This is a genomic window from Pirellulales bacterium (genome assembly GCA_019694435.1).
In the GTDB taxonomy this organism is placed as follows: domain Bacteria; phylum Planctomycetota; class Planctomycetia; order Pirellulales; family JAEUIK01; genus JAIBBZ01.
Genome location: JAIBBZ010000015.1, coordinates 34556 through 51444, shown reverse-complemented (window position 1 = coordinate 51444; position 16889 = coordinate 34556). Strand labels below are relative to the sequence as shown.

Sequence of the window (16889 nt, the reverse complement as noted above, 5' to 3'; positions counted from 1 at the left end):
TGTGTGCCAGTTATCGCTGGATGCCGTATTCGTCGAGCTTGCGGTACAGCGTGGCCCGACCGATCCCCAACAGCTTGGCGGACTCGGGCACGTTGCCCGAAGTGCGGCGCAGGGCCTCGTCGATCAACCGCCGTTCCCAGTAATCGAAGCGGAGCGTCTCGAGCTCGCCGCCGCCGGCGTCGCGCAGGCCCAGGTCGGAGACCTCGATTTCATGGCCCACGGCCAACACGACGGCGCTGTCCATCACGTTGCGCAGTTGCCGCACGTTGCCCGGCCAGTGGTAGGACAGCAGCCGCTGCCGGGCGTCGTCCGAAAGCTTCAATTCGGGCCGGCCGTGTTGGCGCCGGAAGTGATCGAGGAAGTGATCGATCAGCGCGGCGATATCTTCGCCGCGTTGCCGCAGTGGAGGGACATTCAACTCGAACACGCTCAAACGATAGAACAGATCGGCGCGGAACTGCTTGTCTCGCACGTAGGTTTGCAGGTCCTGATTGGTCGCGGCAATGACGCGGACGTCGACCTTGATCTCTTGCGTCGCTCCGACGGGCAGGAATGGATGCCCTTCGAGAATGCGCAGCAGCTTCGCCTGCCCTGGCAGGGTCAATTCGCCGATCTCGTCGAGGAACAACGTGCCCAGGTCGGCCTGCTGGAAGTATCCGGCATGGTCGCGATCGGCGCCCGTGAAGGCGCCTGCCCTGTGACCGAACAATTGGCTTTCCATCAAGTCGTGCGGAATCGCCGCACAATTGACCGAGAGCATCGGACGGTCGGCCCGGGGACTCGCGAGGTGTACGGCCCGGGCCACGAGCTCTTTACCGACGCCGCTTTCGCCGCGGATCAGCACGCAACCGCTCGTCGCGGCGACTCGCTGGATTCGGGCCTTGAGCTCGCGCATAGGAGCGCTCGAACCGACGATTTCGTCCGACGAGGCCGATTTTTCCTGCAACCGGCTCAGGCTCGTTTGCAGGTTCTCGGTGTGGCGGGCCCGCACCAGGGCCACGGCCGTGATATTGGCGAGCGAAATGGCAAAGTCGAATTGCGATTGTCGAAATCGCCCTCGTTCCAGATAGGCATGCACCGCGCCCAGGACCTCGCCTTGGCTCAACAGGGGCACGCACAACGCGTCGGCATAGTGTTGCAATTGGGCCGAGCGTTCCCGGGACTGCTGGTTCGCGATCCACACGGCATGGCCTTCCTGCGAGACCAGCCGGGTCAGCGCCTGGCTGAGCGGGATCTGCTCCTGGCCCGCGGCGGGGATCGTGAGCTTGGGACGTAGTTCGCCTTGTTCATCGATCCACAGGAACCCGACGACCGAGGCCCGCGTGTGGTCGCGCAGCAGCTCCAGGCTGAACCGCACAACCTCCATCGGGTCGGAACAGCCCAGCAGCTTGATGCTGAGCTGATAGAGCAGCAGCAGGTCATGGGCCTGACCTGTATCGCCGATCGCCGCCAGGGCATGCGCGGCCGTGCCGCCCGCGTCCATGACCGTGTCGCGGACGACCTCTTGCAGCAATTCGCTGTTCGAGAAGGCGACCGTCGGCGGGTCGGTGCAGTGATGGAACGAGAATTCAGTCGCCCCGACGCGCAGATAGTTGCCGTCGGCCAGCGCGGCTTCGTCGATCTTGGCGTCGTTGACGAAAGTCCCGTTGCGGCTGTCCTGGTCTTTGACCCACCAGCGTCCGTCGTGCCGGGAAACGATGGCGTGGACCCGGGAACTCAGCGGGTCGGCCACGGTGATCGTGCAATCGTCGCCGCGGCCGATCGTCGTCTGACCTCGGGGATCGAGCAAGAAGCTCATCCCGGCGCGGCTGCCGACCTTCATGGTGAGATAGACGTATTCGGCAGACGGCACGGACAACGGACAACCCTCACGCGGTAAGAGACGGCGCAGACCGCCGTCCCTGCAATATACCCCGGCCGGTCGGCGGCGCAGACGTCTATTTGCGGGCCTCGGCCGGCCTGGCGCTGCGTCGCGAGGCGACACCTGCGGCCTGGCCGGTGCGCGGGTTTTTGGCCGCGCCCACTCCCCTGGAAGATCGCGTCGCGGCGTTATCCGCGTCGGTCTATTTGCCGACCGATCGATTGAGCCATTCGCGGTGGGTACGTCGGATGACGATTGGCGCGCTCGCGCTCTTGGTCTGCGCCTTCTTGGGGATGCGGACCGATCGGGGCGTGGCCACGGCCAAGACTTCGCGGCATTTCAGCCCGGCGACAAACACCAATGCGAAGCCCGCCGACGATCGGAGCATGGGTGGTCGCGATCCCGAAGTCGCGGCCGCGGGCCGCGAAGCGCCGGTCGCCGGCAAGTCGAAAACACCGCCTCGGGCCCAATCGCTGCTCGCCAGGCATGTGCCCCCGTTGGCCGAGAGACGCGCGAAGTCGATGAGCCGCTTCAAGCAAATCGCGATCGCCTGGCATCTCTGGCACGATGAGCACAAGCATTTTCCCGTTCAGGCCAACTACGACGCCGACGGCAAGCCACTGTTGAACTGGCGCGTCCACATCTTGCTGAACCTGGACCAAAAGGACCTCTATCAGCGGTTCAAGCTTGATGAGCCCTGGGACAGCCCACACAACCTGCAATTGCTCGATCTGATTCCCGCCGAGTGTCAAGCATCGACCGACCAGCAGCCCGCGAGCACGAATACGACCGTGGTTTCGACTGTGGGCGAGGCGTTCGTCTTGTTCGGCCGCGAGGGTCGCGGCGTGAGGGATTTCACCGATGGCAACAGCAAATCGATCCTGCTGATCGAAACGAGAACGAACATTCCCTGGACCAAGCCGGAAGACCTGGTCATCGATTGTGCCAAGCCCCGGGCCAGGATCGAAGGGCTCCATCCAGGCCTGTTCATCTCGGCCTTTGGCGATGGATCGGTCCAGGCAATCTCCGATACGGTGAGCGACGAACGGTTGCTCAAACCGCTCACGATCAACGTGGGCAAGGTGATCGACCCGGAAATGTAGTCCACGTCTGCGCTGGCGCGAGCAGTTTGCCGTGCGTGACCGTCCGACTACGATGTCCTCGTGAAACCGAGCAACTCTCAGCCCGCTGCCTTGCTGGTCATCGGCCACGGCACCCGCGAAGCGGCCGGCGTGGCCGAGTTTGCAGCGCTGGTCGAGCAAATCTCCGTCGCCCGCCCGGGCTGGATCGTCGAGCCCGGCTTTCTGGAATTCGCCGAACCGTCGATTGCAGCGGCCGTCGATCGGGCCGTCGAGCGCGGCGCCAAACGCCTGCTGGCCCTGCCGCTGGTGCTGTTCGCGGCCGGACATGCAAAACGTGACATACCCGAGGCCCTGAAGCTCGCCGCGGCAGAGCACCCGGGCCTGGAGATCGTGCAGCGGCAGCACTTGGGCTGCCACCCGCGGCTGCTGGAGCTGTCGGCCGTGCGGTTCGAGCAGGCCATGTGCGACGCACCCCGCGGTGTGGCCGAAACGCTGGTGTTGTTCGTGGGCCGGGGCAGCCACGATCCAGAGGCCAACGCCGAGATGGCTCAATTTGCCCGGCTTCGCCACGAGCGCACTCCGACGGCCCGGTACGCGTTGGCCTTTACGGCCATGGCCGAACCAAGAGTGGATACGGCGCTGGAGAGCGTGGCCCGACTGGGTTTTCCCCAAGTGATCGTCCAGCCGCATTTGCTGTTTCAGGGACAACTGCTGTCGCGGCTCGCCGCGCAGGTTGCCCAGGCAAGCCAGCAGTTCCCCGCGATACACTGGCGGCTAGCCACCCATCTGGGGCCCGACCAACTTTTGGCAATGGCGGCACTGGAAATTGCCGATGCATGTCGCGAAGATTTGCCGGTTGCAGAGAATTTGTCGTCGGCCGAGTCGCCGCGGGTGTAACCAAATCGCCGCTGGGTTGCCATTGGGCCGAGGCCGAGTAAACGCTTGTCGAATCAGAACTTCCACGGCAGGGCTTGCGTAAGTGGTAACGTCGACCTGCTCGCATGCGGCGGCAGTAGCAGCATCGCTACAACGCCGGCTTGATCTTGCCACGCTGCGCGAAACTGTATAGCATGCGGTTAAGTCTTTGAAATGTAAGCACTTAGTGCTCATCCTTTCGTACCCACCTCTCGGGGGTGTCAATGCACCGCTCTCCTCGCTCTCACGGGTTCTTGACGGTCGTCTCCGCGGTTCTTGGTCTGGCAGTCTTTGCGGGGACGCTGGCCCCGTTGGCTTGGGCCGATCTTACGGTTCCCAGTTCGACCGACCGGCGAATCACGATCTCGGTGACCAACATGCTGGGACGCGATCACGTCTCGCAGCGGCGGTTGGACGACGAAATGAGCGAGCGGTTTTTGAAGACGTTTCTCGAGGCGCTCGACCCGCAGAAGCTGTACTTCTACCAGTCGGACATCGACACGTTTAACCAGAGCAAGACGCAGCTCGACGATCTGATCATCAAGGGCGACGTCAATTTTGCCTACCTGGTGTTCAATACGTTCCTCGCGCGGATCGACGAGCGTGTGAAGACGGCCCTGGAGCTGCTCAACGAGCCTCACGATTTCACGGTGGATGAAGAAATCGTCACCGATCCCGAACAGCTCAGTTACGTGAAGGATCAGGCCGAGGCGCGCGAACGCTGGCGCAAGCGGGTCAAGTACGATCTGCTGGTGCTCAAGGCCCGGGACGTGCTGGAGAAGGAAAAGGAGCAAAAGGCCGGCCGTAACGGCCAGCCTTTGGTGCCGTTGGCCGAGGCGGGCAAGTCGGGCGGCGTGTCGCCCGTCGAAAAGTTGACGCGGCGCTACAAGAGCCTGGCCCGGCGGATGCACCAGATCGACTCCAGCGAACTGTTGGAGATGTACCTGACCGCGTTGACGACTTCGTACGATCCACATACGTCGTACATGTCGCCCGACACGCTGGAGAACTTCGAGATTCAGATGCGCCTGCAGTTGGCCGGCATTGGGGCCGCGCTGCAATCGGAAGACGGCGACACGATCGTCAGCAAGTTGATTCCCGACGGGCCTGCGGCTCGCGACGGTCACCTGAAGAAGAAGGACCACGTCGTCGGCGTCGGGCAGGGCCCCGACGGTGAGATCGTCGATGTGATCGATATGAAGCTGTCCGACGTGGTCGACCTGATCCGCGGCAAGGAAGGAACCGTGGTGCGGCTCAAGGTGGTCCGCGCCGGCGAAGAGCAGCCGCTGGTGATTCCGATCACCCGGGCCAAGGTCGAGTTGAACGACAGCGCCGCTCAAGGCAGCGTTTTCGAAGCCGGGCGACGGCCCGACGGCCGACCCTACAAGGTTGGCGTGATCGACCTTCCGAGCTTCTACATGGACATGAACGGCGCGCGGCTCGGTAAACCCGATTTCCGCAGCACGAGCCGTGACGTTGGCCGGATTCTCGAAGGTTTCCGCGCCCAGGGCGTCGAAGCCTTGATCCTCGATCTGCGCAAAAACGGCGGTGGCGCCCTGGAAGAAGCGATCAAGCTGACCGGCATGTTCATCGACCGCGGACCGGTCGTGCAGGTGAAAAACGCCTTCGGCGAGGTCGAGTCGTACCAGGACCGCGACCGCGGTACGGCCTGGGACGGGCCGCTCGTCGTGCTGATCAGCAAGTTCTCGGCCAGTGCCAGCGAGATTTTCGCCGGCGCGATCCAGGACTATGGTCGGGGACTCGTCGTCGGCGATTCATCGACGCACGGCAAGGGCTCGGTCCAAAGCCTGAAGGACATCTCGTGGGAGTTGTTCCGCGGCCAGCAATCGGCGCTCGGCGCGCTGAAGATCACCATGCAGCAGTTCTATCGCCCCAGCGGCGACAGCACTCAAAACCGTGGCGTCGTGTCCGACGTCGAACTGCCGGCACTCAGCAGCCATCTGCCGGTCGGCGAGTCGGACCTGCCCTATGCGTTGCCGTTCGACAAGGTCGACAAGGCCGCCTTCGAACAATTGCACATGGCCGATCCCGACCTCGTCAAGCAGCTCAAGGGCCTCTCGGGCCAGCGCACGCAACAGTCGAAGGAGTTTCAGCGCGAGGAGCACAAGATCGAGCGCTACCTGGCCCAGAAGGAGCGCAAGGCCGTGACGCTCAACGAGGAGAAGTTTCTCGCCGAGCGCAAGGAGTTCAACGCCGAAGAGGCCGAAGAGGACCAACTCGAAGCGGCTGAGAACCCCGATAGCACCACGATCAAACGCGACTACTATCTCGACGAGGCCATGGCGATCACTTGCGACTACGTCCGCCTGCGTTTCGACGGGCGGATCGTCGACAAGGGTGTGTCAGCACGCTAACGAGGTGCGTCAGCACGCTAACGGCCGTATGGGGTGTGCGAGCCGTCAGGCCATCGCCCCCGCATCATCGATGCTCGCCGGCGCGCGGGCGATAAACTCCAGCTCGATGGGTTCATTGCCAGAAGCGGTGGCCGCCAGTTTGCCGTCGATGCGCGCCGCAAAGGGCCAGGCCGCGCCCACTTTCCAGCGCGCATCGGGCCCTGCGGTTTGTTCGACCTCAATCTCGGGGTTGTGGGCCAGCGGCGGGCAAAAGGCCAGGTGGAACTGCACAGTTCGTTGGCCCGGCTCGGGCCAGGCGCGCAGTGTGCCCGCGATTTGCTCGCAACCGGTCGCGTCGATCGAACGCGCCAGCTCTTGAAGCATGCGGCCAGGAGACTCCGCGTAGGGGGGCGCGTCGAACACGAGCCCGGGCAGTGCAGCGTTCCGGCCGCGCCGCCGCACAATCGTGGCTAGTTCCGCGCGGCCGACGGCGAGCAGCGTCACGGCGACGGGCAGCAGGGCCGCCAGCGAGATCGCGCGAACCGAGCCACCGGCGGTCCCCAGCGTGGTGGTCACGACGACGGCCAGCAATGACACGGAAGCCAACAGGGCCGCGCCGACGCCCCGGGAGCATCTTGGAGTCCGGCGCACCAGCTCGTCGGCGATCAAGATTGCGCCGCAGGCGACGCAAGCCACGAGCAGGAGCGGAACCGATCCGATCGGCCGCTCGAAATGCCCCAGCGCCGCGCGGACCATGATCCACGCGGCCAGCCACCCGAGCAGTGCCGTCAACAGCACGGCCCCGAGATTCCAGGGCGCCACGGCCGGCTGCCGCGATCGCGTGCCTGCTCGACTGGCCATCCGTGGCTCCTTGCCTGCAAGCGTCACGCGCCCGGGGAAAATCGCTGCGCTGCGTGGACTTCGCGGCAGGTCAGCGGGCTGCCGTCGCCGTGCCCCGCGCGGCGGCCGCCAGCTCGTCCTTGCGGTTCGTTTGTTCCCAGGTGAACTGCTTTTCCGAACGGCCAAAGTGGCCGCCGGCCGCCGTCAGCCGGTAGATCGGCCGGCGCAGGTCGAGGTACTTGATGATGCCGGCCGGAGTGAGCGGAAAGATCTCGGTGACCAGTTCGCAAATGCGCTGATCGTCGATCTTGCCGGTCCCCTGAGTGTCGACATGCACGCTGACCGGCGCCGAAACGCCGATCGCATAGGCCAACTGCACCTCGCAGCGATCGGCCAGGCCAGCCGCCACGACGTTCTTCGCCACGTGCCGGGCCATGTAAGCGGCGCTGCGATCGACCTTGGTGGGGTCCTTGCCGCTGAAGGCACCGCCGCCGTGACGGCCCCAGCCGCCGTACGTGTCGACGATGATCTTACGCCCGGTGAGACCGCAATCGCCGTGCGGACCGCCGACGACGAATCGCCCCGTGGGATTGATGTGATACTTGATCTCGCCCTGGACGAGCTGCGGCGGCAGGCACGGCTTGACGACCTTGTCGATCACGAACCGGCGAATCTCGTCGTTCGAAACGTCGGGCGAGTGTTGCGTCGACACGACCACCGTGTCGATCCGCACGGCCCGATGGCCATCGTATTCGACCGTCACCTGGCTCTTGCTGTCGGGGCGGAGCCAATTGACTTCGCCCTTCTTGCGGGCCTCGGTCAGCCGGTTGATGATGCGGTGCGACAGGGCGATCGGCAGCGGCATCAGCTCGGGCGTGTCGTTGCAGGCATAGCCGAACATCAGGCCCTGGTCGCCGGCGCCGATGTCCTTGCCGTGCGACGAGTCTTCGTCGACGCCCATCGCGATGTCGGGGCTCTGCCCGTCGATCGACAGCATCACGGCGCAGGTGTCGGCGCAGATGCCCATCTGGTCGTCGGTGTATCCCACCTCGCGGATCACGTCGCGGACGATCTGCCGGTAATCGACGTGGGCCTTGGTGGTGATTTCGCCGGCCACGATGGCCACGCCGGTGGTGACCATCGTCTCGCAGGCCACTCGGCTATAGGGGTCGGCAGCCAACAGGGCGTCGAGCACGCCGTCGGATATCTGGTCGGCCAGCTTGTCTGGGTGACCCATGCTGACCGATTCGCTGGTGAACAAGAACTTGCCCGATGCCACGGCGATTGCCTCCTGGCGGCGCGCGGGTACAAAACTCGAGGAGTACGTCGGCGACCGCGTTGACGACCGACCCCTGGTGCCCCGAACCGAACCGGGATTATAGAAATGCCCGGGTCGAACGGGCAAGGAGCGCGTGCTGTCGCCGGAGGCGGCTTTCTACGCCGCGCGACGAGGTTTCGCGGCGGCCCCGGCGGGGAACAGCTGGCCCAAGAGGTCGACCGTACTGCGCGTCGCACCCGCCTGGGCGACGACAAAGCGCTGGGCGCGCTGGCCCAGGGCCGTGGCCCAAGACGGGTCGTCGAGCGCGCGGCGGACGAAAGCGGCAAGCTGGCGCTCGTCTTGCACCACCCGGGCCGCGTCGGCGGCCAGGAGTTGGGCCACGATGTCGCGAAAGTTGCGGGTGTTGGGCCCGAAGCAGACGGCCGCGCCGTAACCGGCCGGCTCGATCATGTTCTGGCCGCCCCGTTGCCCCAGGCTCCCGCCGACAAAGGCGATGTGAGCCGTACCCCACCAGGCCGCCAGTTCGCCGATGGCGTCGACCAGGAGAATCCGCGCCGCTGCGCCCGGCGAGCTGCCGGGCATCAACCGCGTCCGCCGCTGCCAGGTCAGGCCGTTGGCGTCGAGCAGCCGGGCCACCTCGTCGAACCGCTCCGGGTGCCGGGGGACGAGAACCATGCGCAGTCGCGGGTAAATTGCCGTCAATTCGGCAAAGACCCGCAGGGCAATCTCTTCCTCGGGCGCCTGGGTGCTGCCGGCCAGGAACACGCGATCGTCCGGAGTGATTCCGGCTAGCTCGGCCAGGGCCTGCGTTTGCGGATTGGCCCGATCGGTTCGCGCGCCGTCGAACTTGATCGACCCGGTGCGATACAGACGCACGGCCGGCGCGCCCAATTGCAGGAACCGCTCGGCATACTCTTCGTTCTGGGCGGCGATCAGGTCGATGTGCCGCAACACCCGGGCCACGAGCGGTCGGACGCGCCGATAGCCGCGAAAACTCCGCTCGCTCAAGCGACCGTTGATGATGGCGACCCGTGCGCCGTGGCGCCGTGCGGCGTCGATCAGGTTGGGCCATAGCTCCAGCTCGGTCAGCACCAGCAGATCGGGCCGCACCTGAGCCATTGCCCGACGCGTTGCCCAGGTGAAATCCAAGGGGCTGTAAAACACCGGCAAGTCGGCGTATTTCTTGCGGGCCAGCTCGTACCCGGTGGCCGTCGTCGTGCTGATCGCGTGCTGCCAGTCGGGAAATTGCCGGCGGTACTCGGCCAGCACGGGCGCCAACTGATTCACCTCGCCGACACTGACGGCATGCCACCAGACGCGTGGTGCCGCGCCTGCGACGCGGGGCGCTGCGCCCCAGCAGCGCGCGGACAATCCCTGGCGATACTTGCCCAGCCGCACGGCACGCCATGCGAGGAGCGGCGCCGCCGCCACCAGCAGCAACAAGTAGACCAGGTTGAGCAGGTAGGGCACGCGGGGAGTCCTTTCCCGGGGCTGCCTGTGTCTGACAGGTCGCGAGCGATTCGCCGCGCGTGCGTCAGACGGTGGGCCGCTTGTTCATGCAGCAGTTCTTGAATTTCTTGCCGCTGCCGCAAGGGCAGGGGGCATTGCGCGGCGTGCGATCTTCGCGATTGCGAATCGGCTCGCTCTTGGCCGCCGTCTGCGACGAGTCGATCGCGGACTGCTGCTGCTTGCCGATCTCGCCGGCCGTCGAGGGGGCCTCTTCGTGCACGGCGCTGGTCTCGTTCCAGACCGAGCGGACGAAGCCTTCGTCGAGCTGCTCCATGCGGAAGATCAGGTCGGTCACCTGTTCGCCGACCGAGTTCCACATCTGTTGGTAGATCTGCATGCCTTCGCGCTTGTATTCGACCTTCGGATCGACTTGGGCGAAACCGCGGAGGCCGATCGACTGTCGCAAGCGGTCCATCGACAGCAGGTGATCTTTCCAGGCGGCGTCGAGAATGCTCAACACCAGCGACCGCTCGAGCCGCCGCATCTCGGGCCGGAACCGGTCTTCGACCATGTTCGACAGCCGGGACGCCAACTGTTCGCGATTCAAGCGCGCCAGCTCGTCGGCGGCGACGTCGAACCCCAGCTGTTCCTTGATCCAGGACGCAAGCTGATCGGCGGCGCCACGGCCCGCGGCCAGCGCCAAGGTGCGCGTCGCGTCGTCCGTCGAGAACAGTTGGTCGACCTGCGCCTGGGCCTCGGCCTGGACCGTTTCGCCACGGTCGAGATGAGCGCGGCTGCGGACAATCAATTGCTCGGCCGTCTCGTGGCGATCCTTGTTGCGCAGCTCGTCGAGCGACAGGGCCGCGTCGAAGCGCCGCTGTGCCCAGTCGACGATCTTCTCGCGATCGAGCCGGGGCGTGCCGTTTTCGGTCACCGTGAAGCGGGCCAGGCTGGCCAGCACGGGAAACTCGGCTTCTTTTTCGGCATATGCGGCCGCCGCGCGCTGCCGGGCCAGTTCGATGAACGGCTTGGCGTCCAAATGGCGGACCTCGTCGACTTCGAGCTTCAGCCCGAACTTCAACTGCAGCCATCCACACGCGGTGCGGACGCCATAGTCCTCGGCCAGGTAGCGTTGGCCCTCGCTCAGGTCGACCTCTTGAATCGACGCTTGCCCCTGTTCGATCAGGGCCTCGGCCAGGTCGTCGCGGCCGACTTTCTTGAGGTCGCGGTCGCGCAGGTTCAGCCGCCAACGGGCGTTGGCGGCCTTGGCCAGCGCTTCCCAGTTCCATTCGGCCGAGTCTTCTTCGGCCGGCAAGTTCTCATCGATCAGTTCGTGCACCTGGGTCTCGACCTGGCGCTCGGCCTGGTCCTTGGCCAGTTGCTGGGCCGCGTCGAAATCGGTGCCACGGAAATCGCGCGGCTCGAACTCGACGCCCAACAGGTTGCCGGCCCAGCGGGCAAACGTGGCAGCGCCGTAATCCTTGTCGAGGAACTCGCCCAGTTGCCCGGCGATCGACTGATTGATCATGTCGAGGATCGCGGCCTTGACGCTGGCGCCGTCGAGAATCCGCTGGCGATAGTGGTAGACGCGCTTGCGCTGCTCGTCCATCACTTCGTCGTATTCGAGCAGGTTTTTGCGGACCTCGAAGTTGCGTTCCTCGACCTTCTTCTGCGCGCCCTCGATCCGCCGGCTCACCAGGCGGCTTTCGATCGCCTCGCCTTCTTGCATGCCCATGCGGGTGAGCATGTTCTTGGCCCATTCGCCGCCGAAGATTCGCATCAGGTCGTCTTCGAGCGAGAGGAAGAACCGGCTGCTGCCGGGATCGCCCTGGCGGCCGCAACGCCCGCGCAACTGCAGGTCGATGCGTCGGGCTTCGTGCCGTTCGGTGCCGATCACGTGCAACCCGCCCAGCTTGGCCACCTCGCGGCCGACCTGTTTGGTCTGTTCGCGGTTCTCGATCTCGGCGATCAGCGCCTCCCACTCCTCGCGCGGCACGTCGAGCCGCGTGGGATACTTGTCCTGCAACTGGGCCCAGGCCATCGTCTCGGAGTTGCCGCCGAGGATGATGTCGGTACCGCGGCCGGCCATGTTCGTGGCGATCGTCACGGCCGACTTCCGCCCGGCCTGGGCGATGATCTCGGCCTCGCGCTGGTGATGCTTGGCATTCAACACGCTGTGATCGATGCCCCGCTGGGCCAGCATTTCCGAGAGCCGTTCGCTCTTCTCGATCGACACCGTGCCGACGAGGATCGGCCGCCCGCGGCGACGGACCTCTTTGACCTTGTCCCGGGCGATCGTCTGGGGCTGCTTCGACTCGCGGTCGACGATTTCGACCTGTTGGTCGTTTTCCTGCTGGAGCTGGCCGGCGATGAAGGTGCCGTCGCGCTGCTCGACGCTGTCGAACTTGTGCAACAGCTCGATCTCGTCGACGATCGCCTTGAACTTGTCCCTCTCGGTCAGGTAGATCACGTCGGGGTGATTGATCCGCGTGAGCGACCGGTTGGTCGGAATGGCGATCACATCCAGCTTGTAGATCTTCCAGAACTCGGTGGCCTCGGTCATGGCCGTACCGGTCATGCCGCAGATTTTCTTGTAGAGCTTGAAGAAGTTTTGCAGCGTGATCGTGGCCAGCGTCTGGTTTTCTTCCTTGATCCGTACGCCCTCCTTGGCCTCGACGGCCTGGTGCAGGCCATCGCTCCAGTTGCGGCCCGGCATCAGGCGGCCGGTGAACTCGTCGACGATCACCACCTCGCCCTGCTGGACGACGTAGTTGACGTCGCGGCGGTAGAGGTGATGCGCCTTGAGCGAGTTATCGATCAGGTGCGGCCATTCCATGTTGCCGGCCGTGTAGAAACTCTCGACGCCGGCCAGCTTCTCCGCGGCCCTAACCCCATCTTCCGTCAGGTGGGCCGTGTGCTCTTTCTCCTTGACCTCGAAGTGCGCGTCGCGCTTCAGTTGCCGGGCGATCTTGTCGGCCTTCTGGTATTTCGAGACGTCGTCGTGCGCGGGGCCCGAGATGATCAGCGGCGTCCGCGCCTCGTCGACCAGAATGTTGTCGACTTCGTCGATGATCGCGTAGTTCAAAGGCCCCTGGCACTGTTGCATTTCCTTGGGGTAGCGGTCGTCTCCGCGGGCCGCCAGGCGCATGTTGTCGCGCAGGTAGTCGAAGCCGAACTCGTTGTTCGTGCCGTAGGTGATGTCGCAAGCGTAGGACTTCTGCCGCTCCATGCCGCCCATGCCGCCTTGGATCGCGCCGACGGAGAGCCCCAGCCGCATGTGCAACGGTCCCATCCACTCCATGTCGCGGCGGGCCAGGTAGTCGTTGACGGTCACCACGTGGACGCCGCGGCCTTCGAGCGCATTGAGATAGGCCGGCAGCGTGGCAACCAGCGTCTTGCCTTCGCCCGTCACCATTTCGGCGATCGCGCCCGAGTGGAGCACCATGCCGCCCATGAGCTGGACGTCGTAGTGGCGCATCCCGAGAAACCGCCGCCCGCCCTCGCGGCACACGGCAAAGGCCTCGACGAGCAGATCGTCGAGCGTTTCGCCGGCACGGAGCCGTTCGCGGAAAATCCGCGTCTGGTCCCGTAGCTCCTCCTCGGTCATTGCCTGGTATTTCGACTCCAATGCATTGATGGCCGCCACTTTGGGCTGCAGCCGCTTGACGAATCGGGCATTGGCCGAGCCGAACAGCGAAGTGATGCCGCGCTCAATCCCCCGAGCGACCCCGCCAAAGAGACCGCTGGTAGCGTCCCAGACAAATTCCAAAGCTTCGTTAGCCATAGCCGACACAACCCTGTGTGCGCAAGCGGCGCCGGTGCGCAAGTGACTGAAAAATGCCAGCCGGCAAGATGCCGTAACTGCCTACGAGTCAAAACGTTCCGGCGGCGCGTAGATTCCGGCGCGTACTGTATTCGCTTTATTACGGGGGGTCAATAAGGTTTGTTCGCCTCGTCGCCGGGCCAGAATTGCCCTAAAGCACTCGCTCTCGTAAGGTTGCGCCGAAACGGACGGCTCCTTGTCCAACCGCGGGAACGGTTCGCGCGGCCGTCGGACACCTCCGGCTTGCCAGCTCGACGCCGGTAGTGAGAATCACCATCGCAGGGTCGTTTGCCCCCAAGTTCCGACGCCTCCCCCTCAGCTATCGCGGTAATCACGCTTGGCCCATCAGCCGATCTCCATCGACATTCGCGGACAGCTCCTGTTCCTGGGCACCGGCACCTCGATGGGGGTGCCCGTGATCGGTTGCGGCTGCCCGACCTGCACGAGCACCGACCCTCGCAACACGCGCACGCGCTGCGGGCTCGTACTCGGCCTGCCCGAGGGCAATCTGCTGATCGACACCCCACCCGAGCTGCGAATGCAGCTGGTCCGCGAAAAGATTGGCCTGATCCACGCCACGCTGTTTACGCACTCGCATGCCGATCACCTGTTCGGCTTGGACGATCTGCGGCTGTTCCCCTATTACCTGGGGCACCGCATGCCGCTCTATTGCGAGGACTGGGTCGAGGCGCGGATCCGCAAATCGTTCGACTATGCGTTCGAACACGAGGCCGATTCGTTTCACCACGGCGGCATTCCGCAGTTGGCCTTCGTGCGCATCGACCTGGCGCCGTTCGACGTTCTGGGCCAGCGGGTCGTGCCGATCCGGCTGCGCCATGGCCGAGGCGAGGTGTTGGGTTTCCGCTTCGGCGACGTGGCCTATTGCACCGACACCAATGAAATCCCCGCGGAAAGCTGGGACAAGCTCCAGGGGCTCGACGTGCTGATCCTCGATGCCCTGCGCAAACGCCCGCACCCGACCCATTTCACGCTCGAAGAAGCCGTTGCCGCGGCCGAGCGGATCGGCGCGCGGCGGACCATCTTCACCCACATGTCGCACGAGCTGGAGCACGCGGCCACTTCGGCCGAGTTGCTGCCGGGAATGGAACTGGCCTACGACGGGATGCGCGTCCCCTTGAGCGGCACCTAAGCGCCGCGCGGGAGGCCGAGCCATGCATCCAGCGCCGCCGAAAGAAGATCATCGCGGCGCGTTGTTCGTGCTCGTGCTCGTGGCGCTGGTTCTCTTGAGTCTTCCCTTGGCGCGCCGTGGTGCGGATATTCAAGGCACTTCCGAGGCTCCTTCGCCCGCTGCTCGCTGAGCGCTTGCCATGTTGCTTTCCGTGATTCGCAGCGTTGTCGCCATCGTGCTCGCCTTGGCCGTTGCCTTCGGGCTGGTCATCGCGGTTGAGTACATCGGCACGATCTTGCATCCGCTTCCTGCTGGCTTTGACCCGAACGACGCCGAGGCTTGCCGTGCCTATGCCGCGCGACTGCCCACCAGCGCTCTGGTCGTGGCGGTCGTCGGTTGGGCGTTGGCCGTGGGTGGCAGCTCGTGGATTGCCACGCGCCTGGGTGCGGCACGACACCCGGCGCACGGCATCGCGATCGGCCTGCTACTGTTTGCCGCGGCGTTGGCCAATATGGCGATGGTGCCGTACCCCTTCTGGTTCCGCGCGGTCAACACGGTGCTGTTGCCCCTGTGCCTGATTCTGGGGGCCCGCTGGGCGCGGCGACTGGCGGCGCCGCCCGTCGCCGCATAGGCGTTCCGCCGTCCGTCTGACCTATATTTGTTGATTCCAGCTATTCTGCTTCGTGTTGCTGGCTTCCGTGGTTGAAACAAGGTTTCCTGCTTCGCATGGCGCGTGATCCTCTCGAGCTCCGAACCCTGCTGCGCCGCTTTGGGCAGGAACATCTGCTGGCCTTCTGGGCGCAGCTCGAGCCCGATCGGCAGGAACGGCTGGCGGCACAGATCGCGGCGATCGATTTCGCACAATTAGCCGAGCTGCGGCACGATCTGCCCGGCGGCGAGACCTGGGCCGAAGCGGCCCAGCGTGCCGTGGGGCCGCCTGCGATCCGGCTCGAAGGGCCCATGCCGTTTCCCTCGGAACTGGCGCGGCAGCGTGGCCGTGAATTGCTCGCGGCTGGCAAAGTCGGCGTGGTGCTCGTGGCCGGAGGGCAGGGGACCCGACTCGGTTTCGATCAGCCCAAGGGCATGTACCCGATAGGCCCCGTCTCGCAGGCTTCGCTGTTTCAGATCTTGCTCGAGGGGGTCGGGGCCGTCACGAGTCGCTATGGCGCCGTGGTCCCGCTGTACCTGATGACCAGCCCGGCGACGCATGCGGACACGCTGGCCTTCCTTGCGGCCCACGACAATTTCGGCCTTGCCGACGCGGACGTGCAGGTGGTTTGCCAGGGAACCATGCCGGCCGTCGATGCGGCGACAGGTCAGGTGCTGCTCGCGGCGCCGGACGAACTGGCCCTCAGCCCGGACGGCCACGGGGGCCTGGTCGCGGCGCTGGCCGCCAGCGGTGCGCTGGCCGACCTGCAGCGGCGCGGGATCACCCAACTGTTCTACATGCAGGTCGACAATCCGCTCGTCGCGGTTTGCGATCCGGAGTTTCTGGGCAATCACCTGCTCTCCGAATCCGAGATGTCGACCCAAGTGGTGCGCAAAACCGATCCCCTGGAGCGCGTCGGCAACCTGGTGCAGATCGATGGGCAGGTGCGGATCATCGAGTACAGCGATCTGCCCGACGAGGTCGCCGCCCGCCGCCGCCCCGATGGCAACCTGGAGCTCTGGGCCGGCAATATCGCCGTGCACGCGATCGACGTCGCGTTCCTGGCCCGCGCCGCGGCCGATCCGAGCACCTTGCCTTTTCACCGGGCACTCAAACGCGTGCCGTTCGTCGATCCGCGGGGGCGCACAGTCGAGCCGGCGGCGCCGAACGCGATCAAGTACGAGCGCTTCATCTTCGACTTGCTGCCGGCGGCGCGGCGCACGCTGGCCGTCGAGGTCGATCCGCAGACGCGATTTGCCCCGCTCAAAAATGGTCCCGACGAGCGCCGCGACACGCCGGCCACGGTCCGTGCCCAGATGATCTCGCTGCACACGGCCTGGCTCCGGGCCGCCGGTGCGATGGTCGATCCCGGGGTGGCCGTCGAGATCAGCCCGCGATTGGCCCTCGATGCCGACCAATTGCGGTCGGTGTTGCCGCCGGGACTGCGGGTGACGGCGCCGCGATATTTCTGCTAGAACGGCGACCGCGAATTATGTGCGGTCGGGCTC

The 16889-nt window shown here is 65.2% G+C and carries 12 protein-coding genes; 7 read left to right on the top strand and 5 right to left on the bottom strand.

Annotation, left to right across the window (positions count from 1 at the left end):
* Positions 1 to 10 precede the first annotated feature (10 nt).
* Complete coding sequence (locus tag K1X74_12880; protein ID MBX7167216.1) at positions 11 to 1822, bottom strand: sigma 54-interacting transcriptional regulator; 1812 nt, start codon at positions 1820 to 1822, stop codon at positions 11 to 13.
* A gap of 119 nt (positions 1823 to 1941) precedes the next feature.
* Between K1X74_12880 and K1X74_12875 the strand changes: the two genes are divergently transcribed.
* The 3 genes from K1X74_12875 to K1X74_12865 all read left to right on the top strand — a co-directional run bounded on the left by K1X74_12875 (position 1942) and on the right by K1X74_12865 (position 6233).
* Positions 1942 to 2964 carry a DUF1559 domain-containing protein gene (locus K1X74_12875; GenBank protein ID MBX7167215.1) on the top strand — a complete coding sequence of 341 codons (1023 nt, stop codon included), beginning with the start codon at positions 1942 to 1944 and terminating at the stop codon, positions 2962 to 2964.
* A gap of 60 nt (positions 2965 to 3024) precedes the next feature.
* The gene (locus K1X74_12870; GenBank protein MBX7167214.1) at positions 3025 to 3840 is read left to right on the top strand and encodes a hypothetical protein; all 816 of its coding nucleotides are present in this window, start codon (positions 3025 to 3027) and stop codon (positions 3838 to 3840) included.
* A 329-nt stretch (positions 3841 to 4169) separates the two neighbouring features.
* Positions 4170 to 6233 carry a carboxy terminal-processing peptidase gene (locus K1X74_12865; protein ID MBX7167213.1) on the top strand — a complete coding sequence of 688 codons (2064 nt, stop codon included), beginning with the start codon at positions 4170 to 4172 and terminating at the stop codon, positions 6231 to 6233.
* A gap of 45 nt (positions 6234 to 6278) precedes the next feature.
* On the opposite strand, the gene K1X74_12860 is transcribed toward K1X74_12865, so the two are convergent.
* The 4 genes from K1X74_12860 to K1X74_12845 form a co-directional block, all read right to left on the bottom strand.
* Positions 6279 to 7073 carry a hypothetical protein gene (locus K1X74_12860; protein ID MBX7167212.1) on the bottom strand — a complete coding sequence of 265 codons (795 nt, stop codon included), beginning with the start codon at positions 7071 to 7073 and terminating at the stop codon, positions 6279 to 6281.
* Between the two features lie 70 nt (positions 7074 to 7143).
* Positions 7144 to 8337 carry a methionine adenosyltransferase gene (metK, locus tag K1X74_12855; GenBank protein MBX7167211.1) on the bottom strand — a complete coding sequence of 398 codons (1194 nt, stop codon included), beginning with the start codon at positions 8335 to 8337 and terminating at the stop codon, positions 7144 to 7146.
* A gap of 150 nt (positions 8338 to 8487) precedes the next feature.
* Entirely contained in the window at positions 8488 to 9801 is a 1314-nt protein-coding gene (locus tag K1X74_12850) for a 3-deoxy-D-manno-octulosonic acid transferase (protein ID MBX7167210.1), read from the bottom strand.
* A 64-nt stretch (positions 9802 to 9865) separates the two neighbouring features.
* Positions 9866 to 13564 (bottom strand): preprotein translocase subunit SecA, encoded by a 3699-nt coding sequence (locus K1X74_12845; GenBank protein MBX7167209.1) that lies wholly within the window; start codon positions 13562 to 13564, stop codon positions 9866 to 9868.
* A gap of 442 nt (positions 13565 to 14006) precedes the next feature.
* Here K1X74_12845 and K1X74_12840 point away from each other — a divergent pair, with 442 nt between their 5' ends.
* The 4 genes from K1X74_12840 to K1X74_12825 all read left to right on the top strand — a co-directional run bounded on the left by K1X74_12840 (position 14007) and on the right by K1X74_12825 (position 16856).
* Positions 14007 to 14753 carry an MBL fold metallo-hydrolase gene (locus K1X74_12840; GenBank protein ID MBX7167208.1) on the top strand — a complete coding sequence of 249 codons (747 nt, stop codon included), beginning with the start codon at positions 14007 to 14009 and terminating at the stop codon, positions 14751 to 14753.
* Positions 14754 to 14775: 22 nt separating this feature from the next.
* The gene (locus K1X74_12835) at positions 14776 to 14922 is read left to right on the top strand and encodes a hypothetical protein (protein MBX7167207.1); all 147 of its coding nucleotides are present in this window, start codon (positions 14776 to 14778) and stop codon (positions 14920 to 14922) included.
* A gap of 9 nt (positions 14923 to 14931) precedes the next feature.
* A complete protein-coding gene (locus tag K1X74_12830) occupies positions 14932 to 15363 on the top strand; it encodes a hypothetical protein (GenBank protein MBX7167206.1) in 432 nt (143 codons plus the stop codon).
* A gap of 95 nt (positions 15364 to 15458) precedes the next feature.
* Complete coding sequence (locus tag K1X74_12825) at positions 15459 to 16856, top strand: UTP--glucose-1-phosphate uridylyltransferase (protein MBX7167205.1); 1398 nt, start codon at positions 15459 to 15461, stop codon at positions 16854 to 16856.
* Positions 16857 to 16889 lie beyond the last annotated feature (33 nt).